At 51.5% G+C, this 25,404-nt stretch carries 27 protein-coding genes and 1 pseudogene; 15 read left to right on the forward strand and 13 right to left on the reverse strand.

What is annotated here, in order from left to right; all coding sequences use genetic code 11:
• Positions 1-308: 308 nt before the first annotated feature.
• Both dtpA and gstA read left to right on the forward strand, forming a co-directional pair.
• Entirely contained in the window at positions 309-1,814 is a 1,506-nt protein-coding gene (gene dtpA / locus OGX99_RS20760; protein WP_187252496.1) for a dipeptide/tripeptide permease DtpA, read from the forward strand.
• A 104-nt stretch (positions 1,815-1,918) separates the two neighbouring features.
• Positions 1,919-2,524 carry a glutathione transferase GstA gene (gstA, locus tag OGX99_RS20765; RefSeq protein ID WP_151219098.1) on the forward strand — a complete coding sequence of 202 codons (606 nt, stop codon included), beginning with the start codon at positions 1,919-1,921 and terminating at the stop codon, positions 2,522-2,524.
• 83 nt (positions 2,525-2,607) lie between these two features.
• Here gstA and pdxY read toward each other — a convergent pair whose 3' ends face one another.
• From pdxY to anmK, 5 genes are all read right to left on the reverse strand, one after another.
• On the reverse strand, positions 2,608-3,468 hold the full coding sequence (pdxY, locus tag OGX99_RS20770; RefSeq protein ID WP_151219097.1) for a pyridoxal kinase PdxY: 861 nt from the start codon (positions 3,466-3,468) through the stop codon (positions 2,608-2,610).
• Positions 3,469-3,532: 64 nt separating this feature from the next.
• Positions 3,533-4,807: a tyrosine--tRNA ligase gene (tyrS, locus tag OGX99_RS20775; RefSeq protein WP_003029168.1), complete on the reverse strand. Its 1,275-nt coding sequence runs from the start codon at positions 4,805-4,807 to the stop codon at positions 3,533-3,535.
• A 126-nt stretch (positions 4,808-4,933) separates the two neighbouring features.
• Entirely contained in the window at positions 4,934-5,590 is a 657-nt protein-coding gene (gene pdxH / locus OGX99_RS20780; protein WP_087878779.1) for a pyridoxamine 5'-phosphate oxidase, read from the reverse strand.
• A gap of 58 nt (positions 5,591-5,648) precedes the next feature.
• Positions 5,649-5,978, reverse strand: a complete 330-nt coding sequence (gene mliC / locus OGX99_RS20785) for a C-type lysozyme inhibitor (protein ID WP_151219096.1) — start codon at positions 5,976-5,978, stop codon at positions 5,649-5,651.
• Between the two features lie 87 nt (positions 5,979-6,065).
• Entirely contained in the window at positions 6,066-7,187 is a 1,122-nt protein-coding gene (anmK, locus tag OGX99_RS20790; protein ID WP_151219095.1) for an anhydro-N-acetylmuramic acid kinase, read from the reverse strand.
• A gap of 274 nt (positions 7,188-7,461) precedes the next feature.
• Between anmK and slyB the strand changes: the two genes are divergently transcribed.
• On the forward strand, positions 7,462-7,929 hold the full coding sequence (gene slyB / locus OGX99_RS20795; RefSeq protein WP_151219094.1) for an outer membrane lipoprotein SlyB: 468 nt from the start codon (positions 7,462-7,464) through the stop codon (positions 7,927-7,929).
• Between the two features lie 46 nt (positions 7,930-7,975).
• On the opposite strand, the gene slyA is transcribed toward slyB, so the two are convergent.
• Positions 7,976-8,416 (reverse strand): transcriptional regulator SlyA, encoded by a 441-nt coding sequence (slyA, locus tag OGX99_RS20800; protein WP_151219093.1) that lies wholly within the window; start codon positions 8,414-8,416, stop codon positions 7,976-7,978.
• Between the two features lie 192 nt (positions 8,417-8,608).
• On the opposite strand from slyA, the gene OGX99_RS20805 reads away from it, so the two are divergent.
• From OGX99_RS20805 to OGX99_RS20815, 3 genes and pseudogenes are all read left to right on the forward strand, one after another.
• Positions 8,609-8,845, forward strand: a complete 237-nt coding sequence (locus OGX99_RS20805; protein ID WP_103770040.1) for a DUF1656 domain-containing protein — start codon at positions 8,609-8,611, stop codon at positions 8,843-8,845.
• 2 nt (positions 8,846-8,847) lie between these two features.
• Positions 8,848-9,711 (forward strand): efflux RND transporter periplasmic adaptor subunit, encoded by an 864-nt coding sequence (locus tag OGX99_RS20810; RefSeq protein WP_210905035.1) that lies wholly within the window; start codon positions 8,848-8,850, stop codon positions 9,709-9,711.
• Positions 9,708-11,748: pseudogene (locus OGX99_RS20815) on the forward strand (FUSC family protein). Before OGX99_RS20810 ends, OGX99_RS20815 begins: the two are co-directional and overlap by 4 nt.
• Here OGX99_RS20815 and sodC read toward each other — a convergent pair.
• From sodC to OGX99_RS20830, 3 genes are all read right to left on the reverse strand, one after another.
• Positions 11,724-12,248: a superoxide dismutase [Cu-Zn] SodC gene (gene sodC / locus OGX99_RS20820; protein WP_151219090.1), complete on the reverse strand. Its 525-nt coding sequence runs from the start codon at positions 12,246-12,248 to the stop codon at positions 11,724-11,726. The pseudogene OGX99_RS20815 and the gene sodC sit on opposite strands and share 25 nt — an antisense overlap.
• Before the next feature lie 81 nt (positions 12,249-12,329).
• Entirely contained in the window at positions 12,330-13,226 is an 897-nt protein-coding gene (locus tag OGX99_RS20825) for an aldo/keto reductase (protein WP_151219089.1), read from the reverse strand.
• Between the two features lie 49 nt (positions 13,227-13,275).
• On the reverse strand, positions 13,276-13,515 hold the full coding sequence (locus tag OGX99_RS20830) for a DUF1289 domain-containing protein (protein WP_151219088.1): 240 nt from the start codon (positions 13,513-13,515) through the stop codon (positions 13,276-13,278).
• 102 nt (positions 13,516-13,617) lie between these two features.
• Here OGX99_RS20830 and OGX99_RS20835 point away from each other — a divergent pair, with 102 nt between their 5' ends.
• The 4 genes from OGX99_RS20835 to rnt all read left to right on the forward strand — a co-directional run bounded on the left by OGX99_RS20835 (position 13,618) and on the right by rnt (position 16,617).
• Entirely contained in the window at positions 13,618-14,217 is a 600-nt protein-coding gene (locus tag OGX99_RS20835; protein ID WP_187259505.1) for a TetR/AcrR family transcriptional regulator, read from the forward strand.
• Positions 14,218-14,271: 54 nt separating this feature from the next.
• Positions 14,272-15,369 (forward strand): alkene reductase, encoded by a 1,098-nt coding sequence (locus tag OGX99_RS20840; RefSeq protein WP_151219086.1) that lies wholly within the window; start codon positions 14,272-14,274, stop codon positions 15,367-15,369.
• A gap of 97 nt (positions 15,370-15,466) precedes the next feature.
• Positions 15,467-15,874, forward strand: a complete 408-nt coding sequence (gloA, locus tag OGX99_RS20845) for a lactoylglutathione lyase (protein WP_003029198.1) — start codon at positions 15,467-15,469, stop codon at positions 15,872-15,874.
• 95 nt (positions 15,875-15,969) lie between these two features.
• Entirely contained in the window at positions 15,970-16,617 is a 648-nt protein-coding gene (rnt, locus tag OGX99_RS20850) for a ribonuclease T (RefSeq protein ID WP_003029200.1), read from the forward strand.
• 53 nt (positions 16,618-16,670) lie between these two features.
• On the opposite strand, the gene grxD is transcribed toward rnt, so the two are convergent.
• Positions 16,671-17,018 carry a monothiol glutaredoxin 4 gene (gene grxD, locus OGX99_RS20855; protein WP_003832760.1) on the reverse strand — a complete coding sequence of 116 codons (348 nt, stop codon included), beginning with the start codon at positions 17,016-17,018 and terminating at the stop codon, positions 16,671-16,673.
• A 334-nt stretch (positions 17,019-17,352) separates the two neighbouring features.
• Between grxD and OGX99_RS20860 the strand changes: the two genes are divergently transcribed.
• Together OGX99_RS20860 and sodB are read left to right on the forward strand one after the other, a co-directional pair.
• The gene (locus OGX99_RS20860; protein WP_187252502.1) at positions 17,353-18,183 is read left to right on the forward strand and encodes a C40 family peptidase; all 831 of its coding nucleotides are present in this window, start codon (positions 17,353-17,355) and stop codon (positions 18,181-18,183) included.
• Positions 18,184-18,310: 127 nt separating this feature from the next.
• A complete protein-coding gene (sodB, locus tag OGX99_RS20865; RefSeq protein ID WP_151219085.1) occupies positions 18,311-18,892 on the forward strand; it encodes a superoxide dismutase [Fe] in 582 nt (193 codons plus the stop codon).
• A 39-nt stretch (positions 18,893-18,931) separates the two neighbouring features.
• On the opposite strand, the gene OGX99_RS20870 is transcribed toward sodB, so the two are convergent.
• Together OGX99_RS20870 and cydH are read right to left on the reverse strand one after the other, a co-directional pair.
• Positions 18,932-20,101 carry an MFS transporter gene (locus OGX99_RS20870; RefSeq protein ID WP_286544967.1) on the reverse strand — a complete coding sequence of 390 codons (1,170 nt, stop codon included), beginning with the start codon at positions 20,099-20,101 and terminating at the stop codon, positions 18,932-18,934.
• Positions 20,102-20,276: 175 nt separating this feature from the next.
• The gene (cydH, locus tag OGX99_RS20875; protein ID WP_003029209.1) at positions 20,277-20,366 is read right to left on the reverse strand and encodes a cytochrome bd-I accessory subunit CydH; all 90 of its coding nucleotides are present in this window, start codon (positions 20,364-20,366) and stop codon (positions 20,277-20,279) included.
• A gap of 297 nt (positions 20,367-20,663) precedes the next feature.
• Between cydH and purR the strand changes: the two genes are divergently transcribed.
• Positions 20,664-21,689 (forward strand): HTH-type transcriptional repressor PurR, encoded by a 1,026-nt coding sequence (gene purR / locus OGX99_RS20880; RefSeq protein ID WP_151219082.1) that lies wholly within the window; start codon positions 20,664-20,666, stop codon positions 21,687-21,689.
• Here the strand turns inward: purR and punR are convergent.
• Positions 21,686-22,618 (reverse strand): DNA-binding transcriptional activator PunR, encoded by a 933-nt coding sequence (punR, locus tag OGX99_RS20885; protein ID WP_151219081.1) that lies wholly within the window; start codon positions 22,616-22,618, stop codon positions 21,686-21,688. The genes purR and punR overlap by 4 nt on opposite strands.
• A gap of 113 nt (positions 22,619-22,731) precedes the next feature.
• Here punR and punC point away from each other — a divergent pair, with 113 nt between their 5' ends.
• Both punC and cfa read left to right on the forward strand, forming a co-directional pair.
• Complete coding sequence (gene punC, locus OGX99_RS20890; RefSeq protein ID WP_151219113.1) at positions 22,732-23,937, forward strand: purine nucleoside transporter PunC; 1,206 nt, start codon at positions 22,732-22,734, stop codon at positions 23,935-23,937.
• Positions 23,938-24,227: 290 nt separating this feature from the next.
• A complete protein-coding gene (gene cfa / locus OGX99_RS20895; protein WP_187252503.1) occupies positions 24,228-25,376 on the forward strand; it encodes a cyclopropane fatty acyl phospholipid synthase in 1,149 nt (382 codons plus the stop codon).
• The last annotated feature ends 28 nt before the right edge of the window (positions 25,377-25,404 follow it).

A 25,404-nucleotide genomic window follows, 5' to 3' on the forward strand; every position in this document is an offset into this window, starting at 1 on the left:
ATATCACTGGATTCAACCGCAAATAGCAGAACATATCGCCACATTGCGGTTTTCACCGTAATTAAACAGTGTAAAAATCTGCCATTTTCTAAATGAAGAAATTTAACGCTAGATAACATTTCAGCGCCCCGACGATTTCACCAGTCATGATATATGTAACAGATTATTACAAACCACTTGTCTGAAGGGTCAAGATAGTGAACATTACTTGCCGTTTCCCCTCCCACTATAACAATCGGACGGATGAACTTGACTCATCACGTACCTGAACACCCCCGTTGATATGGGATGTAAAAAAAGAGGTAAAAGTGTCTACTGCAAACAATAAACCAACAGAAGGCGTGAGTTTAAACGCCTTCAAACAACCAAAAGCGTTCTATCTCATTTTCTCAATTGAGCTGTGGGAACGTTTTGGTTATTACGGCCTGCAAGGAATTATGGCCGTCTACCTGGTTAAACAACTGGGCATGTCAGAAGCGGATTCCATCACCCTTTTCTCCTCCTTTAGCGCCCTGGTATATGGCCTGGTTGCGATTGGCGGTTGGTTAGGTGATAAAGTTCTGGGTACAAAACGCGTCATTATGCTGGGTGCCGTTGTGCTGGCGATTGGTTATGCGCTGGTAGCATGGTCCGGTCACGATGCGGGTATCGTTTATATGGGTATGGCGGCCATCGCTGTCGGTAACGGTCTGTTTAAAGCAAACCCATCATCCCTGCTCTCTACCTGCTATGCCAAAGATGACCCGCGTCTTGATGGTGCATTTACCATGTACTATATGTCCGTCAACATCGGTTCATTCTTCTCTATGCTGGCAACGCCGTGGCTGGCTGCGCGTTACGGCTGGAGCACCGCGTTCGCACTGAGCGTCGTGGGTATGCTGATTACCGTGGTTAACTTCGCATTCTGCCAGCGCTGGGTTAAACAGTACGGTTCTAAGCCTGACTTTGAGCCAATCAACTTCCGTAACCTGCTGCTGACCATCGTTGGCGTTGTGGTGCTGATCGCGATTGCAACCTGGCTGCTGCATAACCAGCAGATCGCACGTATGGTTCTGGGTGTGATTGCCATTGGTATCGTGTTTATCTTCGGTAAAGAAGCCTTCACCATGAAAGGTGCTGCCCGTCGTAAAATGATCGTTGCCTTCATTCTGATGCTGGAAGCGATTATCTTCTTCGTGCTGTACAGCCAGATGCCGACCTCGCTGAACTTCTTCGCGATTCGTAACGTTGAGCACTCTATTCTTGGTATTGCTTTTGAACCTGAACAATACCAGGCATTGAACCCGTTCTGGATCATCATTGGTAGCCCAATCCTCGCCGCTATCTATAACAAGATGGGCGATACGCTGCCGATGCCAACCAAGTTTGCGATTGGTATGGTGCTGTGTTCCGGTGCGTTCCTGATCCTGCCGCTGGGTGCGAAATTCGCTACCGACGCGGGCATCGTTTCCGTTAACTGGTTGATCATCTGCTACGGCCTGCAAAGTATTGGTGAGCTGATGATCTCCGGTCTGGGTCTGGCAATGGTGGCACAGCTGGTTCCGCAACGCCTGATGGGCTTCATCATGGGTAGCTGGTTCCTGACCACTGCCGGTGCCAATATCATCGGTGGTTACGTGGCTAACATGATGGCGGTCCCAGAGAATGTGACTGACCCGCTGATGTCTCTGGAAGTCTACGGTCGCGTGTTCCTGCAGATTGGTGTTGCAACGGCGGTTATCGCTGTTCTGATGCTGCTGACGGCACCGAAACTGAATCGTATGACTCAGGACGACGAAGCCGATGAGAAAGCCGCTAAGGCCGCAACAGCGTAATTCTCAGGGAAACTTTCTTTCCGGCCGCTAACTGATGTTAGCGGCTTTTTTTTTGCCTGAGGTAGCACTACCATACGGTATACCTCAGCCAAAAGGAGTTACCGATGAAACTGTTCTACAAACCGGGCGCTTGTTCTCTCGCTTCCCACATCACGCTTCGTGAGAGCGGTAAAGATTTCACGCTGGATGGTGTTGATCTGATGAAGAAACGTCTGGAAAACGGCGATGATTTTTTCGCGGTAAACCCAAAAGGTCAAGTCCCCGCGCTGCTGCTGGATGACGGAACGCTACTGACCGAAGGCGTCGCCATCATGCAATACCTGGCAGACAGCGTGCCAGACCGTCAGCTCCTGGCCCCTACAAGCAGCCTCTCCCGTTACAAAACCATCGAATGGCTTAACTACATTGCGACAGAGCTGCATAAAGGCTTTACACCACTTTTCCGTCCCGATACGCCGGAGGACTTCAAGCCAACCGTTCGCGCGCTGCTGGAGAAAAAAATGCAGTATGTGAATGACTCGCTGAAAGATAACCCATGGATCTGTGGCTCGCGCTTCAGCATTGCGGACGCTTATCTGTTCACCGTGCTGCGCTGGGCCTATGCGGTGAAGCTGAATATGGCCGGTTTAAGCAATATAGACGCGTATATGGCGCGGATGGCTGAACGCCCGGCGGTTGCAGCGGCGTTGAAAGCTGAAGGGTTAAATTAACTGCTGTTGCCGGGTAGCGCTGGCGCTTACCCGGCCTATAGTCAAACCAATGCCCGATAAGCGAGAGCGCCATCGGGCATTGATTACAGCTGCGTCGCGCTGAAGTAATGTTCAGGCCTGGCGATAGAATCCTGCGCGGCCACCACCTGCAACTCATACTCGTGCATCTCTTTGGTGGCGATCATCACTTCATACACCGCCGCTGTCACATGCTCAAGCGCCTGCTGTAAAGACGCCCCCTGCAACAGTTTAACCAGCAACAAGCCACTGGTGACATCACCGACGCCAACGGGCTGACGAGCGCCAAAATCAACTAACGGTCGGCTGATGTGCCACGCCTGGTCGGCTGTGACCAACAACATCTCGAAACGATCTGAGCTAATACCTGCACGAGCCAGATGCTTCACCAGCACAATTGCCGGTCCTTGCGCAATGAGCTCACGTGCGGCTGCCACTGCCTCATTGACGCTGTTAACCGCGTGTTCGCACAAAATTTCGAGTTCAACCAGATTCGGGGCGATAATGTCGCTGGCCGGCAACGAATGGCGCACGTGAAACTCAGCGACGCCGGGTGCAACGATACACCCTTTCTCCGGATGCCCCATCACCGGGTCGCAGAAGTATTTCGCCTGCGGATTGGCCGCTTTCACCTGGCGTACAATATCCAGAATATGCTCGCCCTGCTCTGCTGAACCAAGATAACCGCTCAGGACTGCGTCACAGGTTTGAAGTTTATCAATATCGGCAATACCCTGAACGATTTCGGTCAGGTGGCTCGGCGGCATAACGCAACCGGTCCATTTACCGTATTGTGTATGGTTAGAAAACTGAACGGTATTCAGCGGCCAGACATTTGCGCCAAGACGACGCATTGGAAACTCTGCTGCACTATTGCCCGCATGACCAAAAACAACGTGGGACTGGATGGCGAGGATATTCTTCATTTTGCTTACCACAACCCTGAAAAAATAAAGGGGCGAAGTTTCCCACGCCCCTGCTAACTAAATCTTACTTCCAGCAAATCAGACAATAATTCTTCTTACCACGGCGCAGTAAGGTGTAGCGCCCGAACAGGATATCACTCTCCTGGAAGAAATATTCCGGATCAGATTGCTTCTCACCGTTGATGGTCACCGCGTTTGACGCGATGGTCTTACGTGCCTGACCGCGAGAAGGCTGCAGTTCGGAGTCCACCAGCGCCTGCATCAGATCGGCACCCTTATCCATTTCGATCATCGGCACACCATCCTGCGCCAGCTGTTCGAAATCAGCTTCGCTCAAATCGCTCAAATTACCGTTGAACAAACTTTCGGTAATGCGTTTTGCCGCAACCAGACCTTCTTCACCGTGAACCAGACGCGTGACCTGTTCGGCCAGTACATACTGGGCACGCGGTGCTTTACCGCTGTTTTTATCTTCTTCTTCCAGCGCATTGATCTCTTCAATGTCCATGAAAGTGAAGAATTTCAGGAAGCGATAAACGTCCGCATCGGCGGTGTTGATCCAGAACTGGTAGAATTTATAAGGGCTGGTTTTCTTCGGATCCAGCCACACAGCGCCGCCTTCAGTCTTACCGAATTTGGTGCCGTCAGCTTTAGTGATCAGCGGAACGGTCAGACCAAATACCTGATTCTGATGCAGACGACGGGTCAAATCGATACCTGAAGTAATGTTACCCCACTGGTCTGAACCACCAATCTGCAGCGCCACGCCGTGCAGTTTATTCAGACAGGCAAAGTCATAACCCTGCAGCAGGTTGTAAGAAAACTCGGTAAAGGAGATCCCTTGATCGTCGCGGTTCAGACGCTGCTTCACCGCTTCTTTGTTGATCATCTGGTTAACAGAGAAGTGTTTGCCGATATCACGCAGGAAGGTCAGTACGTTCATACCGCCAAACCAGTCGTAGTTATTCGCAGCAATCGCCGAGTTGTCGCCACAGTCGAAATCGAGGAACGGCGCAACCTGTTTGCGGATTTTGTCCACCCACTCCTGCACGGTGTCTTCGGTATTCAGTTTACGCTCGGCGGCTTTAAAGCTCGGGTCACCAATCAGACCGGTTGCGCCACCTACCAGTGCGACAGGTTTATGGCCTGCCTGCTGGAAGCGTTTCAGGCATAACAATGGAACCAGATGCCCCAAATGCAAGCTGTCAGCGGTAGGATCGAAGCCGCAATAGAGCGCGATCGGGCCTTGCGCCAGTCGCTCTGCTAACGCTTCCTCGTCCGTCACCTGGGCCACCAGCCCCCGCTCTTGCAATTGTTTAATCAAGTTACTGCTTGCCATCAAAATCTCCATGTATAAAACGACTGCACCTTTGCCGGTACACGACTTTTCGCCTGATGCGAAAGAAACATAGAATAAAGCGCCGGATTGTTCAGCACCAGCGCTTAAAACAAGAAATTTGCATCTTTAGGGAGCCAGGCGATCAATTTTCCACGCGTTATCTTCGCGTTGGTATAAAAAACGATCGTGTAAGCGGTTTTCACCACCCTGCCAGAACTCCATTTGTTCAATACTCACACGAAAGCCGCCCCAGAAACTGGGCAGAGGCACTTCCCCTTGCTGAAACTTCTGTTTCAGTTCGAGGAATTTGCTTTCGAGAATACCGCGAGCGGAGATCCGACTGGATTGTTTAGATACCCAGGCGCCAATCTGGCTGTCGCGTGGGCGACTGTGGAAGTATTTGACCACTTCAAGTGTGGAAAGACGCTCAGCCTTACCGATAACCATCACCTGCCGTTCCAGCGTGTGCCAGGGGAACAAGAGGCTAATGCGTGGGTTTTTCTCGATCTGATGCGCCTTACGGCTACCGAGGTTGGTATAGAACACCAGCCCTTTATCATCATAATGTTTGAGCAACACGATACGCTGATACGGCTGACCATTTTCATCGACGGTCGCAACGACCATCGCGGTGGGATCGGCGAGTTTGGCATCACAGGCTTGCCCCAGCCAGCGCTCAAACAGTGCAAGGGGGTCGGCGGGAAGATCGCGGCGGCGAAGACCGCCTTTCGTGTATTCACGGCGCAGATGCGCTATTTGCTGCAATTCGTCGTTATCAGACATGATGTTGGCTACGGATTGTCAGTGGGTGACGCTATTGTGCGCCGCCCAGGTGAAAATCTCAACGCTTCGGGTTCTGTAACTGACAGTTATTTAGCACAATTCTGTCTCGTTTATAGACCGTTGCCTCGTTGCCTTTAGACCAGAAGACGTAGATACCATCGGTATAGCGCGCACCTGATGCCGACACGCCCTGTTTGAGGTTCAATAGCTGATTATCATATACAAAGCTTGCCATCTGACGGGTATTGTTCAACTTCACGGTAAGCGGTTTTTCGTCACAACGATATTCCAGCGTATCCGTTTGCATACGCTCGACAAATTGGTTGTACACACTACACCCGCTAAGCAATACCGGCAGACACACTAACAACAGTTTTTTCATAGCCATATCCTGAAGACTTTCCTGGTCCTGGAGGGTAATGGCACCCTCCCTATTATTCCTAGTTTACCGGCATATGGCGCTGAATAATTTCAGTTAACTCTGAGTTCGTGGGTTAGCTGGATAAATCGCCCCTAAAACGCTCGGCTCTGATGCGCCGGTGACTGAAGGCAGATTTCCCGGTAACCCTGCCAGCGTTCGCCACGCCAGCCAGGCAAAGGCTAACGCTTCCATATCGTCGCCGCTAATCCCGGCTTCATCGGTTGAGGTGACCTCTGTACCCGGCAATAATGCCGCCAGACGCATCATCAACAGCGGATTACGGCTTCCTCCCCCGCAGACCATGAGTCGTTCACAGCCGCCGCTGAGCAAGACCTGCTCTGAAATAGTCACCGCGGTCAGTTCGGCAAGCGTCGCCTGTACATCCCGCGGACTTATACCCGGGAACTGCGACAGATGACGTTCTATCCAGCCATAATTGAAATACTCACGACCGGTGCTTTTGGGTGAAGGCGCAGAAAAATAAGGATCGCTAAGCATATTTTGCAGTAAAGGCAGGATCACCGTTCCTGAACTGGCCCACTGCGCATCTTTGTCGTAGGGTTGACCACATTGCCGCCAGATCCAGGCATCCATCAGCATATTGCCAGGTCCGGTATCGTAGCCGCGAACGGGTTGCTGGGGAATAAGCAGAGACAAATTGGCAATTCCGCCGATGTTTAGCACCATCCGCCGCTCCGTTGGATGAGCCAGCAGCGCCTGATGAAAAGCCGGAACCAACGGTGCCCCCTGCCCGCCGAGGGCGATATCGCGGCGGCGAAAATCGCCTACTACGGTTATCCCTGTGCGTGCCACAATCTGATTATTGTCGCCAATTTGCAGCGTGTGCGGCGCGGGGCCTGTCGGTTCATGCCACACGGTTTGCCCATGACAACCGATCGCAACAATGTCCTGCGGTTTCATCTTTTCCTGCGCCAGCAGGGCATTCACCGCCTCAGCAAACAGATAACCGAGCTGTGCATCCAGTTGCCCAAACTGAGAAAGCGTAAGCTGCTGACCCTGACAGATATCCAGAATCGCTTGTTTTACATGACCAGGAATAGGCCAGCTCAGACTCGCCTGTTGCGCAACCATCGTTTCATCTATTGTCGCCAGCACAACATCGACGCCATCAAGGCTGGTTCCAGACATTACACCGATAAAACGGCCCGATTTCATATGTCATCCTTTTAAGCAAATTAGCCTTGACACTCAACCATAAAGTGCCGAGTAATGCCATGCTTCCTTAATGATTTTTGATGGCTAATCATTACAATGGATGCTTTATTACATCAATTATATGAATGATTCGTTTATACTCGGTATATCCGATTTCAGTTAAGATTTTCATATTGTTCCAGTAGAACATGTGAACTTGGGTTCACAAATGCCATATAATTTAGTCATGAAGGGTGCTTATTGAGCATTTCGTGGCGACAAAGGAGATTTGTAAATGATTAAACGTGTGCTGATTGTTTCATTAATGGGCGTATCTTTAGCGGGCTGCGTTAACAATGATAGCCTTTCGGGCGACGTATATACCGCATCCGAAGCGAAACAAGTTCAGAACGTGACCTACGGTACGATTGTTCATGTTCGTCCGGTGCAAATCCAGGGTGGTGATGACGCAAACGTGATTGGCGCTATTGGCGGTGCGGTACTCGGCGGGTTCCTCGGTAACACCGTTGGCGGCGGTACGGGTCGTTCATTAGCGACGGCTGCAGGCGCCGTTGCCGGCGGCGTAGCGGGTCAAAGCGTACAAGGTGCGATGAATAAAACCCAGGGTGTGGAACTGGAAATCCGTAAGGACGACGGTAATACCATTATGGTGGTTCAGAAACAGGGTGCGACCAAGTTTTCAGCCGGTCAACGCGTTGTTATGGCAAACAACGGCAGCCAGGTTACCGTGTCTCCACGCTAATCGAATTTACGTGTGGTCAGACTCTGGCCACACGCTATCTTCTGTATCAGCCTTGTGACTGTAGCTCAATAATATTATGTTCCAGTCTGGCGACCAGTTTAATCAGCAGATCAATTTCCTCAGCTGAAATCCCTTCCAAAATTTCTCCACGTGTTTTGTTGATAACCGCTTCCATATCCGCGATCAGCGGCTCTGCTTTTTCTGTCAGTCTAATTCTCTTTGCCCGGCGATCGCTGGCGCAAGTCTGGCGTGAAATGAGTCCCTTTTCTTCCAGTTGGTCAAGCGTACGTACCAGCGAAGGCTGTTCGATGCCAATCGCTTTCGCCAACTGAATCTGCGATTGATCGGGCGGCAATTGATGAATGTTGTGCAGCGTAACCCAATGGGTCTGCGTCAACTCCAGAGGTTTCAGGCGATGGTCAATCAGAGCACGCCAAATGCGCACCAACCGTGCCAGATCAGAACCTAATGGCGATTCCAATTTCATCTCCTTATAATTAGCTTGCTAAGTTATTGTGCTGATTTTAGAATAGTGTGCAGCATTTGTATTGCCAAAACAAATGTATTGCCAAATTTGCTTACCGGCAGACATTTTTTCAGACATTATGCGTTACAGAGACTCGTTGTCTCTTTTTTGCTAAACCTATAGCGATGCTCTCTTCCGCCAAGGATTTTGCCCGTGAAGTTTATGTTTAATGCAACAGGATTGCCCCTACAAGATTTAATGATCGGCGCATCTGTCTACTTCCCGCCTGTTTTCAAGGCATTTGTAGCAGGATTCCTTCTCTGGCTGGTTGTTCATCGCCTGCTTCGCGACTGGATTTATTCCGGCGAAATCTGGCATCCCCTGTTAATGGATCTGTCCCTCTTTACGCTATGCGTATGTCTGGCCTTTGTCATGCTGATTGTGTGGTGATTATGTCGCTTAAAACCGTTAAATACTTCTCCACGATTATAGTCGCTGCAATCGCAGTTTTCGCCGGATGGTGGATGTGGAATTACTATATGCAATCGCCCTGGACCCGTGACGGCAAAGTGCGCGCTGAGCAGGTCAGCATCACGCCGCAGGTTTCGGGCAGTATCAGCGAACTCAACATAAAAGATAACCAGTTTGTGAATGAAGGCGATGTCCTGTTTGTTATCGACAAGACGCCATTTCACATTGCTGAACTGAATGCACAAGCCCAGTTGGCTAAAGCACAGTCCGATCTGGCAAAAGCCAATAACGAGGCCAACCGCCGCCGTCACTTATCGCAAAATTATATCTCTGCCGAAGACCTGGATACCGCCAACCTCAACGTGAAAGCCATGCAGGCGAGCGTTAAAGCAGCAGAGGCCAGTCTGCGCCAGGCACAGTGGCAACTGACACAAACGGTGGTCAAAGCCCCCGTGGCAGGCTGGGTCACCAACCTTTCAATCCGTACCGGAGACTACGCCTCAACCGGTAAACCCCTGTTTGCCCTTGTCGACAGTCAATCTTTTTATGTAATGGGGTATTTTGAAGAAACCAAATTGCGCCATATTCGCGAAGGTGCGCCTGCGCTGATCACCCTCTACAGTGGCAATATAAAGTTACAGGGTCACGTATCCAGTATTGGTCGTGCCATCTACGACCAAAGTGTGGAAAGTGACTCCGGCCTGATCCCCGATATTAAACCTAACGTGCCGTGGGTGCGCCTGGCGCAACGTGTTCCGGTGCGCATCGAATTCGACGAGCCAGTGCAGGGTATCACGCTGGTTTCAGGTACGACCTGCAGCGTGTCTATCGGTCAGCGTAAATGAAACTGCCCCATCTGACACCTGGCAATTTGCCGTGGTTTAAAGCCACGGCGGCGCAGTGGCGCTATGCACTGCGAAACACCATTGCGATGTGTCTGGCGTTAACGTTCGCCTATTACCTGAATCTGGATGAACCCTACTGGGCGATGACCTCGGCGGCGGTGGTCAGCTTTCCTACTGTTGGTGGGGTTATCAGTAAAAGCCTCGGTCGCGTTGCGGGTAGCTTGCTTGGTGCCACCGCCGCCTTAATTATTGCCGGACATGCCCTCAATGAGCCGTGGTTGTTTTTGCTCTGCATGTCGCTGTGGATTGGTTTTTGTACCTGGGCCTGTGCCCATTTTACCAATAACGTCGCTTACGCCTTTCAATTGGCGGGCTACACCGCGGCAATCATTGCGTTTCCCATGGTTAATACCATTGAGATTACGCAGTTGTGGAATATCGCGCAGGCCCGCGTGTGCGAGGTTATCGTGGGTATCCTGTGCGGTGGGATGATGATGATGATCCTGCCCAGCACCTCCGATGGCACCACGTTACTTACCGCGCTGAAAAACATGCATTCTCGTTTACTGGAACATGCCAGCTTACTCTGGCAACCGGAGACAACGGACGCCATTCGTACGGCTCATGAAAGTGTCATCGGCCAGATCCTGACCATGAACCTGCTGCGTATACAGGCGTTCTGGAGCCACTACCGCTTTCGCCGTCAAAATGCGTTGCTCAATTCGCTGTTGCACCAGCAGTTGCGTATGACCAGCGTGATTTCCAGTCTGCGCAGGATGTTGCTGAACTGGCCTAATCCCCCGGTCAATACCCGGGAGGTCATCGAGCAGTTGCTCAGCGCGCTGGTCAAATCCAATACCGACAGCTACACCGTTGCGCGTATTATTGCCCCTCTTCGCCCAACCGATGCGCGCGACTACCGACACGTCGCTTTCTGGCAACGGTTACGCTATTTTTGCCGAATTTACCTGCGCAGTAGCCATTACCTGCATTTACTTGAAAATGGGGTCAATGCGGAACAGATTAATGTTGACCGTACGCCAGGTCTTGCGCGCCACACTGATAATGCGGAAGCCATCTGGAGCGGGTTGCGTACATTCTGCACGTTGATGCTTATCGGCGCATGGAGCATTGGCGCACAATGGGAATCAGGATCTGGCGCGCTCACGCTCGCAGCCATCAGCAGCGTTCTGTATTCTACCGTCGCTACACCATTCAAGTCACTTTCGCTGCTGATGCGCACGCTGGTTCTGCTGTCGCTGTTTAGCTTCGTGGTTAAGTTTGGCCTGATGGTGCAAATTTCCGATCTCTGGCAATTCATTCTTTTTCTCTTCCCGCTTCTCGCCACCATGCAACTCCTGAAGCTACAAATGCCTGCGCTGGCGGGCCTGTGGGGACAGCTGATCGTGTTTATGGGATCGTTTATCGCGGTAACCAATCCGCCGGTTTATGATTTCGCTGATTTCCTGAATGACAATATGGCGAAAATCATCGGCGTGGCGCTGTCCTGGCTGGCCTTCGCTATTCTGCGTCCAGGTTCAGATGCGCGGAAAAGTCGGCGTCATATTCGTGCCCTGCGTAGGTATTTTGTCGATCAGCTGAGTCGACGTCCCTCACTCAGTGAAAACGAATTTGAGTCGCTGACCTATCACCACGTCAGCCAGCTTAGCAACAGTCAGGACGCGCTGGCGAGACGCTGGTTATTGCGTTGGGGAGTAGTTTTGTTGAACTGCTCACACGTGGTGTGGCAGCTTCGCACATGGGAGGCGCGTTCAGATCCACTCGCTCGCGTCAGGGACGTATGTATCTTACTGCTCCGTGACGTGATGAGTGAACGTGGCGTCCAGCAACGACCGCTGAATGCCACGCTAAATCAGTTACAGCGCATCTGCGATACGCTTGCCCACCATCATCAACCTGCCGCGCAGGAACTGTCTGCGCTTGTCTGGCGGCTACACTGTTCGCTTTCGCAACTCGAACAAGCGCCGCCGCCGGGTACACTAAGCAGTTGATTATTTAATAACGCCACAAGCGTAGCGCGCTCCGCCACCGCCCAGCGGTTTCGGTTGATCGGACATATTATCGCCGCCCACATGGATCATCAGCGCCTTACCTTTCACCTCGTCGAGCGTTTTCAGCCGCGGTGCAAAAACTGGTGTTGTGGCGTTCCCGTCGTTATTTACCAGTAACAGCGGCAGGTCGCCCATGTGACCTGCGCCTTCCGGCCCTTCGTGTTTGCCAGTTTTGTGTGGATCATAATGGCCTCCGGCCGATTCTGCGGCTGAAGCTTTTCCTTCCTTAATAGCCGGTTGACAGCTGCCATTCGCATGCACATGGAAGCCATGTTCACCTGGCGGCAGCGCTCTAAGATCGGGCGTAAACTCCAGTCCTTTCGCGGTTTCAGCAATAGTGACCGTACCAATCGCCTGGCCGACGCCTTGCGACGTTACCAGATTCATCGTCACCTTTTCTTCACTGGCAGCCTGTGCACTTGCACAGGCGAGTAATGTGATAATGGCCAAACTCAAACGCTTCATAAGAACTCCGTCCAAAGGGTGTCTGATTGATAAGTGTAAACCAGTGACGCTAATTTGAACGGTAAAGCGCTGAAAACGCGATTAAGGTACGTCGTAACCCAGGGCGGCTTTACGAATACGGAACCACTGCTGGCGAGACATGTCCAGTGACTCAGACTCAATGGCGGCGCGGACACGTTCTATCTTACCTGAGCCAATAATTGGCAGCGGCTGGGACGGCAGGCGTAAAATCCAGGCGTACACCACCTGCTCAATAGACTGCGCGTTTAACTCTTCTGCGATCGCGGCAAGTTCATTGCGTAATGGCTGGAACGCATCGTCATTAAACAAGCGACCGCCACCAAGGCAGGACCAGGCCATTGGACGAATACGCAGTTGCTGCAGTTGATCTAAAGTACCATCCAGCAGGAGCGGCTGATGTACCGGAGAGATCTCAACCTGGTTGGTTGCCAGCGTAAACGGTAGACGCGATTGCAGCAGTGAAAACTGTGCGGGAGTGAAATTAGAAACGCCAAAGTGACGTACTTTGCCGCTATGGTGTAATTTTTTAAAAGCGTCTGCTACGTCGTCTGCATCCATAAGCGGGTCAGGACGGTGGATCAGCAGCAGGTCAATATGATCGGTCGCCAGTAATTTCAACGACTGTTCCGCACTGGCAATAATATGCGCACTATCGGTAATGTAATGGCCCAGCACATTTTCCGCGCGTGCTGTCGTCGCGATCCCACATTTAGTCACAATCTGCATTTTTTCACGCAGATGCGGGGCCAGCTTCATTGCCTCGCCAAACGCCGCCTCACACTGGTATCCACCGTAAATATCGGCGTGATCGACGGTGGTAACCCCCAGATCCAGATGCTCTTCAATAAAGCTGACTAACTGGCGCGCGGACATATTCCAGTCCATCAGGCGCCAATACCCCATCACAAAGCGAGAAAATTCAGGACCTTGTGGCGCAATAGTAATACGCTGAACCATAGCAGCTTCCTTATGAGTGAATGTGCATCGAGTATACGCAATTACACTTTTAAAAGAGTGAAGGTTGTTGCGGTTCTTCCGAAGGATTGGGTTTGTTTGCGCGTAATTTACGCATCAGACGCTGACGACAAAGCCGCAGCACTTCCTGCTTTTCGGCATCGCTCATCTTTTGCCAGTTAAAACGCTCATCCCGACTACGAAAACAGCCACGGCAAAAGCCGCGCTCGTCAGACTGACATATTCCACGGCATGGGCTCTGGACGGGGAAAAACTCCAGCTGTTCCGCCACATCCCCTCCTTTAGTAAAATTGATATACTTATTGAAGACGTTAACTGAATTTCTCGCAAGGGGCTATTGCATTAGACCGACTGGTCTATTACACTCCATCTCATGAACAAAGTCACTGAATACGATACACGCGAACATCTGCTGGCGACTGGCGAACAGCTGTGTATGCAGCGCGGCTTCACCGGCATGGGTTTAAGCGAACTACTGAAAACTGCTGAAGTTCCTAAGGGTTCGTTTTATCACTATTTTCGCTCTAAAGAAGCATTCGGTGTCGCGATGCTGGAACGCCACTATGCGGCCTATCATCAGCGACTGGCTACGCATTTTGATACAGGGGCGGGGAATTACCGCGACCGAATACTGGCCTACTATCAGGAAACCCTGAACCAGTTTAGCCAGCACGGGATTATTAGCGGCTGTTTAACTGTAAAACTTTCTGCTGAAGTATGCGATCTGTCAGAAGATATGCGCACAGCGATGGATAAAGGCGCGCGACACATTATTGCGCTGTTAGCGCAGGCGCTGGAGAAAGGTCGGGCCAACCAATGTCTGTCCTTTGTTGGCGAGCCGTTACAGCAAGCGCAGGTCCTGTATGCACTCTGGCTTGGTGCCAACCTGCAGGCCAAGATTTCTCGTAGCGCCACCCCGCTGGAAAATGCGCTGGCGCACGTTAAAAACATCATCACAACGCCTGCCGTTTAACAGGCGTTTTTATTTACTTTATTACTAGACGACCGGTCTATTCAGGAGTGCCACATGTCATCTGAAAAACTGTTTTCCCCACTGAAAGTAGGTGCCATTACGGCAGCTAACCGCGTATTCATGGCGCCACTGACGCGTCTGCGCAGCATCGAGCCTGGCGACATCCCTACTCCGCTGATGGTCGAGTATTACCGTCAACGCGCCAGCGCAGGCCTTATTATCAGCGAAGCCACGCAGATTTCCGCCCAGGCAAAAGGGTATGCTGGAGCCCCCGGCTTACACAGCGAAGCACAAATCGCCGCCTGGAAAAAAATCACTGCGGCTGTACACGCTGAGCAAGGTCATATTGCCGTTCAGTTGTGGCACACCGGGCGCATTTCTCACGCCAGTCTGCAGCCAAATGGACAGGCACCGGTTGCACCTTCTGCAATTATCGCAGGTACCCGCACCTCATTGCGTGATGAAAACGGCCTGGCAACACGCGTCGATACCTCCATGCCGCGCGCTCTGGAAACCGAAGAAATTCCAGGCATTGTAAATGACTTCCGTCAGGCTATAGCCAACGCACGCGAAGCAGGTTTCGACATGGTAGAACTGCACTCCGCTCACGGCTACCTGCTGCACCAGTTCCTGTCACCAACGTCTAACCAGCGTACCGATCAATACGGTGGTAGCGTCGAAAATCGTGCGCGTCTGGTACTGGACGTTGTCGATGCAGGTATTAAAGAATGGGGTGCCGATCGCATTGGTATTCGCATCTCCCCGATTGGCTCTTTCCAGAACGTTGACAACGGTCCGAACGAAGAAGCCGATGCGCTTTATCTGATTGAACAACTGGGCAAACGCGGCATCGCTTACCTGCATATGTCGGAACCTGACTGGGCCGGTGGCGAGCCGTATTCCGATGCGTTTCGCGAAAAAGTTCGCGCGCGTTTTCACGGTCCGATCATTGGCGCGGGCGCCTACACACCAGAAAAAGCAGAATCGCTGATCGAAAAAGGTCTGATCGACGCCGTTGCTTTTGGTCGCGCTTATATCGCTAACCCGGATCTGGTCGCGCGTCTGCAGCGTAAAGCGGAGCTGAATCCACAGCGTGCCGAAAGCTTCTACGGCGGCGGCGCTGAAGGTTACACCGATTATCCTACCCTCTAACGTCACAAACTCAGTTCTGCCATTGATAGCGGTGTAACAACGCCGCTATACTAAAACAACATTTTGAATGTATTAGCCATTTTCGAAGGGGAAAAAGATGCGTTTACTTCATACCATGCTGCGCGTGGGTGACCTGCAGCGTTCCATCGAGTTTTACACCAACGTGCTGGGCATGAAGCTGCTGCGTACCAGCGAGAACCCTGAATATAAGTACTCTCTGGCCTTTGTCGGCTACGGCCCGGAAACCAGTGAAGCGGTGATCGAACTGACCTATAACTGGGGTGTCGATAAGTATGAGCTGGGCACAGCCTACGGCCATATCGCCCTGAGTGTAGACAATGCGGCCGAAGCCTGTGAACGTATTCGTCAGAATGGCGGCAACGTAACGCGTGAAGCGGGTCCGGTAAAAGGCGGCACAACAGTGATCGCGTTCGTTGAAGATCCGGACGGTTACAAAATTGAGCTGATCGAAGAGAAAGACGCCGGGCGCGGTCTGGGCGACTAACTTCCCCCTCGGGCGCAGATCGTCTGTGCCCGTAGTTTTATACTCATCATTTTGCAATAATACGTGCTGCAATTTTCCCGTATTAAGAGACCCAGATGTCCGATAACGCTCAACTTTCCGGTCTGTGTGACCGTTTTCGTGGTTTTTATCCTGTCGTCATTGATGTCGAAACCGCAGGGTTCAATGCCAAAACCGATGCGCTGCTTGAGATCGCCGCCATCACACTGAAAATGGATGAACAAGGCTGGCTGATGCCGGACACGACGTTACATTTCCACGTAGAGCCATTTGAAGGCGCGAATTTACAGCCGGAAGCCCTCGCCTTTAACGGTATTGACCCTAACAATCCGCTACGTGGTGCGGTCAGCGAATATGACGCACTGCATGCCATCTTCAAAATGGTACGCAAAGGGATTAAAGACAGCGGCTGCAATCGGGCTATCATGGTGGCGCATAACGCTACCTTCGATCACAGTTTCATGATGGCCGCAGCAGAGCGCGCCTCTCTCAAACGAAATCCATTTCATCCATTTGTCACTTTTGATACTGCGGCATTAAGCGGTCTGTCATTGGGGCAAACGGTGTTGTCAAAAGCATGTCTGGCGGCTGGAATGGAGTTTGACGGGAATCAGGCGCACTCGGCGCTGTATGATACCGAACGGACAGCCGTACTGTTTTGCGAAATCGTTAACCGCTGGAAACGCCTCGGCGGTTGGCCTCTTCCCGTGCCTGAAGAGGCATAACGGATCGATAAAAAAAGCGACCATCACAGGTCGCTTTTTTATTTCCGCTAAAATTACTCAGCGTCTGGTTCTTCGGTTTTGTATTTCGCCGCTGTTTCTTTAATCAGCTGCTGTAACTCACCGCGCTGGTACATTTCGATCAAAATGTCACAGCCGCCAACCAGCTCACCATCAACCCACAGCTGCGGAAAGGTCGGCCAGTTTGCGTATTTCGGCAGCTCGGCGCGAATATCCGGGTTCTGCAGAATATCAACGTAAGCAAAACGTTCACCACAGGCAGACAACGCCTGCACAGCCTGAGCGGAGAAACCGCAGCTTGGCAGTTTAGGGGAACCTTTCATGTACAGGAGAATCGGGTTTTCAGCGATCTGGCGCTGGATTTTTTCGATAGTGGTGCTCATTATCTTGCTTCCTTAAACTTCTTTTACGGCAGTAGTCTGACATTGTAACGGGTCAGACAGGCAACGGAAAATAACATTTTCATTACGCCTTATTATTTTATCCCCTGACGCTAAAAGTTGCATTCATAATCTCATTTATCCCCTTGAAGCCTGTGGATTTGATTGTCCTTTCACCTGTTCCCACGTTAATTGCTGTTTTTTTTTGCGGTCGGTTACGAAACACAGTTTTAAACAAAAAAAGCTATTAACTTTCCCTCTTTCTATAGATTAGAATCATCAAGTTTTGAAAATCACACGCAGGCACTATAGACCTGCCTTACCAGAGGACTGCTCAGTGGCGCGGATAAACCGAATCTCGATCACGCTCTGTGCTTTACTTTTTACTACACTGCCCTTTACGCCTATGGCTCATGCTTCCAAGCAGGCCAGGACGACAACTACCCAATCCCACCCCATCAAAACGGTAGATAAAAAGAAAAGCGCAACAACCAGCCAAAAAACAACAAAGACCAACAAGAAAACGGCGACAAAGACCTCCAGTAAAACCAGCACCAAAACCGCTTCCTCTTCTAAAAATCGCACTGCCACTCCGGCAAAGTCGACTAAAACTGCAAACCGTCGAGGCAAAACCGCCGCAGCACAAACCGCTGCCGTGACCTGGACTGAAAAATGCACGCCGCGTAAAGGCCATAAGCCACGCTGTGTGAAAGTGAAAACCACGGCTCCGACTACGCTCGCTGACGCGCACAAGGTCAAAGTGCAGAAAGCCACTAAAACCGCCATGTCCACGCTGATGAATCAAATAGGCAAGCCTTATCGCTGGGGCGGTACATCGCCAAGAACCGGGTTTGACTGCAGCGGTCTGGTCTATTATGCCTATAAAGATCTGGTGAAATTCCGCATTCCCCGTACTGCGAACGAAATGTACCATCTACGTGATGCCGCGCCGATTGAACGTGGCGAACTGAAAAATGGCGATCTGGTCTTTTTCCGTACTCAGGGTCGCGGAACAGCCGATCACGTTGGTGTGTATGTCGGCAACGGAAAATTTATTCAGTCCCCGCGCAGCGGCCGGGAAATTCAAATCACCTCGCTGAGCGAAGATTACTGGCAGCGCCACTATGTGGGCGCTCGCCGGGTAATGACGCCAAAAACAATTCGCTAAAAACTTACCCTACAGAACATGCTGTAGGGTAAGTTCTTCTTTTGCATAACCTTTCAATTTGCTACCCTATCCTTACTCACAATGAGGCTATTGTGTGTACTCAATATAAATAATAAGGAGAGAAGCAATGTCGTTCGAATTACCTGCATTACCGTATGCCAAAGATGCTCTGGTCCCGCACATTTCTGCTGAAACGCTGGAATACCACTATGGCAAACATCACCAGACTTACGTTACTAACCTGAATAACCTGATCAAAGGCACGGCGTTTGAAGGTAAATCACTGGAAGAGATCGTTCGTAGCTCTGAAGGTGGTGTATTCAATAACGCAGCCCAGGTCTGGAACCACACTTTCTACTGGAACTGCCTGGCACCGAACGCAGGTGGCGAACCGACTGGTAAACTGGCCGAAGCCATTGCAGCCTCCTTTGGCAGCTTTGCAGATTTCAAAGCACAGTTCACCGATGCCGCTATCAAAAACTTCGGTTCTGGCTGGACCTGGCTGGTTAAAGGAACGGATGGCAAACTGGCTATCGTTTCAACCTCCAACGCGGGTACGCCGCTGACCACCGACGCGACGCCACTGATGACCGTTGACGTATGGGAACACGCCTACTACATCGACTATCGCAATGCTCGTCCTGGCTACCTGGAACATTTCTGGGCGCTGGTGAATTGGGAGTTTGTTGCGAAGAACTTCGCAGCATAAAAAAGATAACGCAGAAGGGCTTCCTTCTGCGTTTTTGCATTAATTCGCGGTAGTGCAAGCCTCTTCAGGCTGTCTTCTTGCGGAAATGAACACCAGCAGCAGCGCAAGCCCTGCCACAATCGCCCCCATCACAGGCACAAAACTGTAACCCAGTCCACCGGATATCACCGCCCCACCGGCTGCGGCCCCCAGTGCATTCCCCAGGTTAAATGCGCCAATATTGACTGACGATGATAAACCCGGCGCTTCGCTGGCAACACGCATCACTCGCATCTGCAACGGTGGAACCACTGCAAATGTCGCCGCACCCCAGACCACCATACTTACCGCCGCGCCAGGCTCATTACGTGCAAGGAAAGGAATGGCCAGCATAATAACCATTAACAGCAGTAAAAAGCCTTTCAACGTACCATTGACTGAACGGTCAGCCAGCTTGCCGCCAAAATAGTTACCGATTGAGAAGCCCACGCCAATCAGCACCAGCATACCGGTCACAAATGCTGGTGTGGCATGAGTGATAGTGTGCAGCACCGGTGAGATGTAGGTATAAAGCGTGAACATCGCCCCTGCTCCCAGAACGGTCGTCAGCAGAGCCGACAGCACCTGAGGACGCATAAGTACCGCCAGTTCGCTGCGGACATCCGGACGCTCTCCCGCCCCGCCTTTGGGTAATGAGAAGAACAGACTGACCATGGCGATAACGCCGAGCCCTGCCGTTGCCATGAACGACATGCGCCAGCCGATGCTTTCACCAAGCCAGGTCGCCGCCGGAACGCCGCCAATATTGGCAATGGTTAACCCCATAAACATGGTTGCCACGGCACTGGCCTGTTTATGTTTGGGCACCACACTTGCAGCAACCACAGAGCCAAGGCCGAAAAATGCCCCGTGATTAAGACTGGTCAAAATGCGCGATAACATCAGCGTGGAGTAATCCGGTGAAATCGCCGAGAGGACATTACCCAACGTGAAAATCGCCACCAGGAAAATCAACGCATTACGTCGCGCACGATGAGACAATAATAATGTCATCAGCGGAGCCCCCACCATCACGCCAACCGCATACGCGCTGATTAACATGCCGGCGGCCGGAATCGAAACATCCACTCCTTTGGCTATGACGGGCAATAATCCCATTGGCGAAAATTCGGTGGTGCCAATGCCAAACGCTCCGATCGCCAGCGCCAGTAAAGGATAATTGAGTTTCATATTGCGACTCCGTAACGTCGAGCCGTGGCGCGACATAAAATAAGAGTCAAAAGCATGACATTGATCGCAAAATTAATAAAGTTAACAAAATTGCAAAAGACTTTTGCTTATTCGCAAACAATAGAAGAGATAGACGAGCGGAAAGAGTGAGGGAGAGCTAACTCCCTCGAGGAAATTAATGCAGCGCTGCGGTCAGGCCACCCGCGACGATCAAACCCAGAACAATAATGGTAGTTACTAACGAAAATTTCAGATCGGTGCTCATCAAGTTTTCTCCTTTTTATTCCCACACAAAAAGTGATATTGCGCATTTTTACACACTTGAAAGCAAAAATCTCTCACGATTTATATTGATAACTGCTTTTAACTCTTCCCCTTTTCGTTAAGATCAGACAAAATTCCACGCTTACTTGATTAGCGTACCGGCCATTGACCCCTTCCTGACGTTCCGTGTCGTTTTCCCGGCGTGCCGCAACCCTTACGTTGCGCTAAGGGTGTGTGAAGGCAAACGTTTACCTGGAGTATTCTCAGGAGCTTAGGATATGGTCTGGAGTGAGATGTAATGGCAACAATTAAAGATGTAGCGAAGCGAGCAAACGTTTCCACTACAACCGTATCACACGTGATTAACAAGACGCGCTTTGTCGCGGAAGAAACGCGTAATGCTGTCTGGGCGGCAATCAAAGAGCTGCACTATTCTCCGAGCGCAGTTGCGCGCAGCCTGAAGGTGAATCACACCAAGTCTATTGGCTTGCTGGCCACCAGCAGTGAAGCGGCCTATTTCGCTGAAATTATCGAAGCCGTTGAGAAAAACTGTTTCCAGAAAGGCTATACCCTGATTCTGGGTAACGCATGGAACAGCCTTGAAAAACAGCAGGCTTATCTGTCGATGATGGCGCAAAAGCGCGTTGATGGTCTGCTGGTGATGTGCTCTGAGTATCCGGAGTCGCTGCTTTCGATGCTCGAAGAATACCGCCATATCCCGATGGTCGTCATGGACTGGGGCGAGGCCAAAGCCGACTTTACCGATACCGTCATTGATAATGCCTTCGAAGGTGGTTACATGGCGGGTCGGTATCTGGTCGAACGCGGTCATCGTGAGATTGGCGTGATCCCAGGCCCAATGGAACGTAACACCGGAGCCGGGCGTCTGGCTGGCTTTATGAAAGCGATGGAAGAAGCGCTGATAAAAGTACCGGACAACTGGATTGTCCAGGGGGATTTTGAGCCTGAATCCGGCTATCGCGCCATGCAGCAAATTCTGTCACAGCCGCATCGTCCGACCGCCGTCTTCTGTGGTGGCGATATCATGGCGATGGGTGCGCTGTGCGCCGCTGATGAGATGGGACTGCGGGTACCGCAGGATATCTCGCTTATCGGCTACGACAACGTGCGCAACGCCCGTTTCTTCACGCCGGCTCTGACGACCATTCACCAGCCTAAAGATTCGCTCGGTGAAACGGCCTTCAATATGCTGTTAGACCGTATCGTGAATAAACGCGAAGAGTCGCAATCTATCGAGGTGCATCCGCGTCTGGTAGAGCGTCGCTCCGTTGCCGACGGCCCGTTCCGCGATTACCGTCGTTAAGACCGTTGTGCGGGAGCCTCATCTGGCTCCCGCAGCCACTCTTTGTTCAGCGTTTCGCTATCCCCTAAATAGTCCAACAGCCAGCTCAATGCAGGTGACGTATCGTTCTGTTGCCATGTCAGACAGCATGCGGCATCAGGAAATGGATTTTCCAGCTGTAGCGCGACCCACTTGCCGCTATCGATCCACGGTTTGGCAAAATGCGTCGGTACCATGCCAACACACAACCCTGCGGATAAGCAGGTAGCGGAAGATTCCCAGTCAGGCACCACGACACGTTTTTGGTTATCCAGCAGCCAGGTAATGCGTTTTGGCAGCGTACGGGAAGTATCTTCACGCACCAGCGACGGCCAGTTGCGCAACGTGTCGTCGCTAAGCGGCCCAGGCATTGACGCCAACGGATGATGGCTGGCCACCACGCAACTCCAGCTCAGCATTCCCATGTCGCGAAAGGTATAGCGTCCCCCCACCGGAATCGCCTGCGTGGCGCCAATTGCCAGCTCAACGCGACCATCGGACAGCGCATCCCAGACGCCGTTAAACACTTCCTGAAAAACCAACAGTTCCACATCATCAAAATGACGATAGAAATCCACGATCATCTGTCGGGTGCGATCCGGGCGAACAATGTTATCTACCGCAATCGCCAGCTGTCCGCGCCAGCCGTTGGCAATTTGCTGACATTGCTGGCGGGTGATCTGCATTTTTTTGATAACAGAGCGGCCTTCTTTGAGAAACCACGCACCGGCAGGCGTCAACTCCACATCCCGATGACGTCGCTCAAAAAGCGGCACCGCCAGCCACTCTTCCAGCTGACGTACAGTGTAGCTTACCGCTGAGGGTACACGGTGCAACTCCTGCGCGGCCGAACTAAAGCTGCCATTACGCGCAACCGCATCAACCACTTCAAGTGAATATTCCGACCACATATTCTGCCTGCAAAAAATTTGAAATCAGTAAACAAATATTAGCGTTTCACAGCAAGAATTACACTCACTACACTCAGCGGCATTGTTCTACTGCTAAAAAAAGAGAAATGATGATGCAACCTGGGAAAGGGTTTTTAGTCTGGCTGGCGGGTCTTAGCGTGCTCGGCTTTCTGGCAACGGATATGTATCTACCTGCCTTCGCCGCAATTCAGTCCGATCTGCAAACGCCTGCATCAGCCGTCAGCGCCAGCCTTAGCTTGTTCTTAGCCGGTTTTGCCGTGGCACAGCTTCTGTGGGGGCCACTTTCCGACCACTACGGCCGCAAACCTATTTTGTTGCTGGGTTTATCTATCTTTGCTCTGGGTAGTCTGGGCATGCTGTGGGTTGAAAACGCCACAGGCCTGCTGGCGCTGCGTTTTGTTCAAGCCGTTGGTGTCTGTGCGGCATCGGTAATCTGGCAGGCGCTGGTCACTGATTATTATCCGTCACAAAAAGTAAATCGCATCTTTGCCACCATTATGCCGCTGGTCGGATTATCTCCGGCATTGGCGCCGTTGTTAGGCAGTTGGATCCTTGTACATTTTTCCTGGCAGGCCATTTTCGCCACCCTGTTTGCCATAACCCTAATTCTGATGCTTCCTGCCCTGCGCTTAAAACCAACGGCTAAAGCGCGCGACGACAGCCAGGATAAACTGACATTCGCCACCCTGCTACGCTCGAAAACCTATCGCGGGAACGTACTGATTTATGCCGCCTGTTCCGCGAGCTTCTTCGCATGGCTGACGGGCTCCCCGTTCATCCTCAGCGAAATGGGCTACAGCCCGGCAGTGATTGGCCTGAGCTATGTACCGCAAACCATCGCCTTCTTAGTCGGCGGTTACGGCTGTCGCGCTGCGTTACAAAAATGGCAAGGTCGTCAACTGCTGCCATGGTTACTCATCCTGTATGCGATTAGTGTCGTTGCCACCTGGGCTACCGGCTTTATTCACCATGTTGCGCTCGCTGAAATCCTGATCCCATTCTGCGTGATGGCGATTGCCAACGGTGCCATCTACCCTATCGTTGTCGCTCAGGCATTACGCCCGTTCCCGCAGGCGACCGGACGAGCAGCCGCATTGCAGAATACGTTGCAGTTGGGTTTATGCTTCCTGGCAAGCCTTGTGGTTTCCTGGCTGATCGCCACCCCGCTGCTCACCACTACCAGCGTGATGCTGACTACGGTGCTACTGGCGGCCGTAGGGTACAAAATGCAATCACAGAAAGCTGGCACCCCTCAAACAGACGACCGTGTGCAAATTGTCCACGGAGAGTCTCATTAATAATTACCGCGGGCTATTAATTAGCCCGCTAACAATTATATGTTGAATCATCAAAAATTCAGGCCTATACTGATTTCCGGTTTTTAAAAAAACGATAATTTTTATGCGGTAACGGGAACAAGAACGTTCTCGTATTCCCACGGATGGTCTTTTCGGCAAGGGTTCTTCCCTTCCTCTGTTCTACGTCGGATTATAGATTCACGGATTAATTTCGTGAGATTTCTCACACAGCCCAAAAAAGCGTCTACGCTGTTTTAAGGTTCTGATCACCGACCAGTGATGGAGAAGCTATGAGTTCATCGTGTATAGAAGACATCAGCGTACCGGATGATAACTGGTACCGCATCACCAGTGAATTGTTAAGCCGTGCAGGCATCGCCGTTAATGGTCCGGCACCAGCAGATATTCGCGTTAAGAACCCTAAATTTTTCAAGCGCGTATTGCAGGAAGGATCGTTAGGGTTGGGTGAAAGTTATATGGATGGCTGGTGGGAATGCGACCGGCTGGACATGTTTTTTAGTAAAGCCCTGCGTGCCGGTCTTGAAAACCAACTCCCCCGCCATTTCAAAGATACACTGCGAATTGCAGCGGCTCGCCTGTTTAATTTGCAGACCAAAAAACGTGCGTGGGTTGTCGGCAAAGAACATTACGATTTAGGCAACGATCTCTTTTCCCGCATGCTCGACCCTTATATGCAGTATTCCTGCGCCTACTGGAAAGATGCCGACACCCTGGAATCTGCCCAGCAGGCGAAGCTGAAAATGATTGCCGAAAAACTGCAGTTGCAGCCAGGAATGCGGATACTCGATATAGGCTGCGGCTGGGGTGGCTTGTCCCAGTTTTTGGCATCACAATATGGCGTAAGCGTGGTAGGCGTGACCATTTCTGCAGAACAACAGAAAATGGCGCAAGCGCGTTGTGCGGGGCTGGATGTCACCATTTTGCTGCAGGATTATCGCGACCTGAACGACAAATTTGATCGCATTGTCTCCGTCGGCATGTTTGAACATGTAGGACCGAAAAATTACGCGACCTATTTTGACGTAGTCGATCGCAATTTAAAACCGGACGGTCTCTTTTTGCTGCATAGCATCGGTTCTAATAAAACCGACAATAACGTTGACCCGTGGATCAATAAATATATCTTCCCGAACGGCTGTTTACCGTCAGTTCGCCAAATTGCCAACGCCAGCGAGCCGCATTTTGTGATGGAAGACTGGCATAATTTTGGTGCGGATTACGATACCACCCTGATGGCCTGGCACGAACGTTTCATGAGTTCCTGGCCTGAAATCGCCGATAATTACACCGAGCGCTTTAAACGGATGTTCAGCTATTACCTGAACGCTTGCGCAGGCGCATTTCGCGCTCGCGACATTCAGCTATGGCAGGTGGTTTTCTCCCGCGGAGTTGAACACGGCCTACGCGTTCCCCGCTAATTATTATCGCCCCCGTGCTAACGGGGGC

It is taken from the genome of Citrobacter sp. Cu096, from assembly GCF_030332285.1.
GTDB classification, from domain to species: domain Bacteria; phylum Pseudomonadota; class Gammaproteobacteria; order Enterobacterales; family Enterobacteriaceae; genus Citrobacter; species Citrobacter meridianamericanus.

What these genes read in the sequence shown, in the direction of transcription:
- mliC (WP_151219096.1), bottom strand. Translation starts at nt 5,978, where the DNA reads ATGGCTATGAAAAAACTGTTGTTAGTGTGTCTGCCGGTATTGCTTAGC.
- pdxH (WP_087878779.1), bottom strand. Translation starts at nt 5,590, where the DNA reads ATGTCTGATAACGACGAATTGCAGCAAATAGCGCATCTGCGCCGTGAA.
- cfa (WP_187252503.1), top strand. Translation starts at nt 24,228, where the DNA reads ATGAGTTCATCGTGTATAGAAGACATCAGCGTACCGGATGATAACTGG.
- grxD (WP_003832760.1), bottom strand. Translation starts at nt 17,018, where the DNA reads ATGAGCACCACTATCGAAAAAATCCAGCGCCAGATCGCTGAAAACCCG.
- pdxY (WP_151219097.1), bottom strand. Translation starts at nt 3,468, where the DNA reads ATGAAGAATATCCTCGCCATCCAGTCCCACGTTGTTTTTGGTCATGCG.
- gstA (WP_151219098.1), top strand. Translation starts at nt 1,919, where the DNA reads ATGAAACTGTTCTACAAACCGGGCGCTTGTTCTCTCGCTTCCCACATC.
- slyA (WP_151219093.1), bottom strand. Translation starts at nt 8,416, where the DNA reads ATGAAATTGGAATCGCCATTAGGTTCTGATCTGGCACGGTTGGTGCGC.
- punR (WP_151219081.1), bottom strand. Translation starts at nt 22,618, where the DNA reads ATGTGGTCGGAATATTCACTTGAAGTGGTTGATGCGGTTGCGCGTAAT.
- punC (WP_151219113.1), top strand. Translation starts at nt 22,732, where the DNA reads ATGCAACCTGGGAAAGGGTTTTTAGTCTGGCTGGCGGGTCTTAGCGTG.
- OGX99_RS20840 (WP_151219086.1), top strand. Translation starts at nt 14,272, where the DNA reads ATGTCATCTGAAAAACTGTTTTCCCCACTGAAAGTAGGTGCCATTACG.
- gloA (WP_003029198.1), top strand. Translation starts at nt 15,467, where the DNA reads ATGCGTTTACTTCATACCATGCTGCGCGTGGGTGACCTGCAGCGTTCC.
- slyB (WP_151219094.1), top strand. Translation starts at nt 7,462, where the DNA reads ATGATTAAACGTGTGCTGATTGTTTCATTAATGGGCGTATCTTTAGCG.
- tyrS (WP_003029168.1), bottom strand. Translation starts at nt 4,807, where the DNA reads ATGGCAAGCAGTAACTTGATTAAACAATTGCAAGAGCGGGGGCTGGTG.
- purR (WP_151219082.1), top strand. Translation starts at nt 20,664, where the DNA reads ATGGCAACAATTAAAGATGTAGCGAAGCGAGCAAACGTTTCCACTACA.
- sodC (WP_151219090.1), bottom strand. Translation starts at nt 12,248, where the DNA reads ATGAAGCGTTTGAGTTTGGCCATTATCACATTACTCGCCTGTGCAAGT.
- OGX99_RS20835 (WP_187259505.1), top strand. Translation starts at nt 13,618, where the DNA reads ATGAACAAAGTCACTGAATACGATACACGCGAACATCTGCTGGCGACT.
- OGX99_RS20810 (WP_210905035.1), top strand. Translation starts at nt 8,848, where the DNA reads ATGTCGCTTAAAACCGTTAAATACTTCTCCACGATTATAGTCGCTGCA.
- sodB (WP_151219085.1), top strand. Translation starts at nt 18,311, where the DNA reads ATGTCGTTCGAATTACCTGCATTACCGTATGCCAAAGATGCTCTGGTC.
- rnt (WP_003029200.1), top strand. Translation starts at nt 15,970, where the DNA reads ATGTCCGATAACGCTCAACTTTCCGGTCTGTGTGACCGTTTTCGTGGT.
- OGX99_RS20870 (WP_286544967.1), bottom strand. Translation starts at nt 20,101, where the DNA reads ATGAAACTCAATTATCCTTTACTGGCGCTGGCGATCGGAGCGTTTGGC.
- anmK (WP_151219095.1), bottom strand. Translation starts at nt 7,187, where the DNA reads ATGAAATCGGGCCGTTTTATCGGTGTAATGTCTGGAACCAGCCTTGAT.
- cydH (WP_003029209.1), bottom strand. Translation starts at nt 20,366, where the DNA reads ATGAGCACCGATCTGAAATTTTCGTTAGTAACTACCATTATTGTTCTG.
- OGX99_RS20825 (WP_151219089.1), bottom strand. Translation starts at nt 13,226, where the DNA reads ATGGTTCAGCGTATTACTATTGCGCCACAAGGTCCTGAATTTTCTCGC.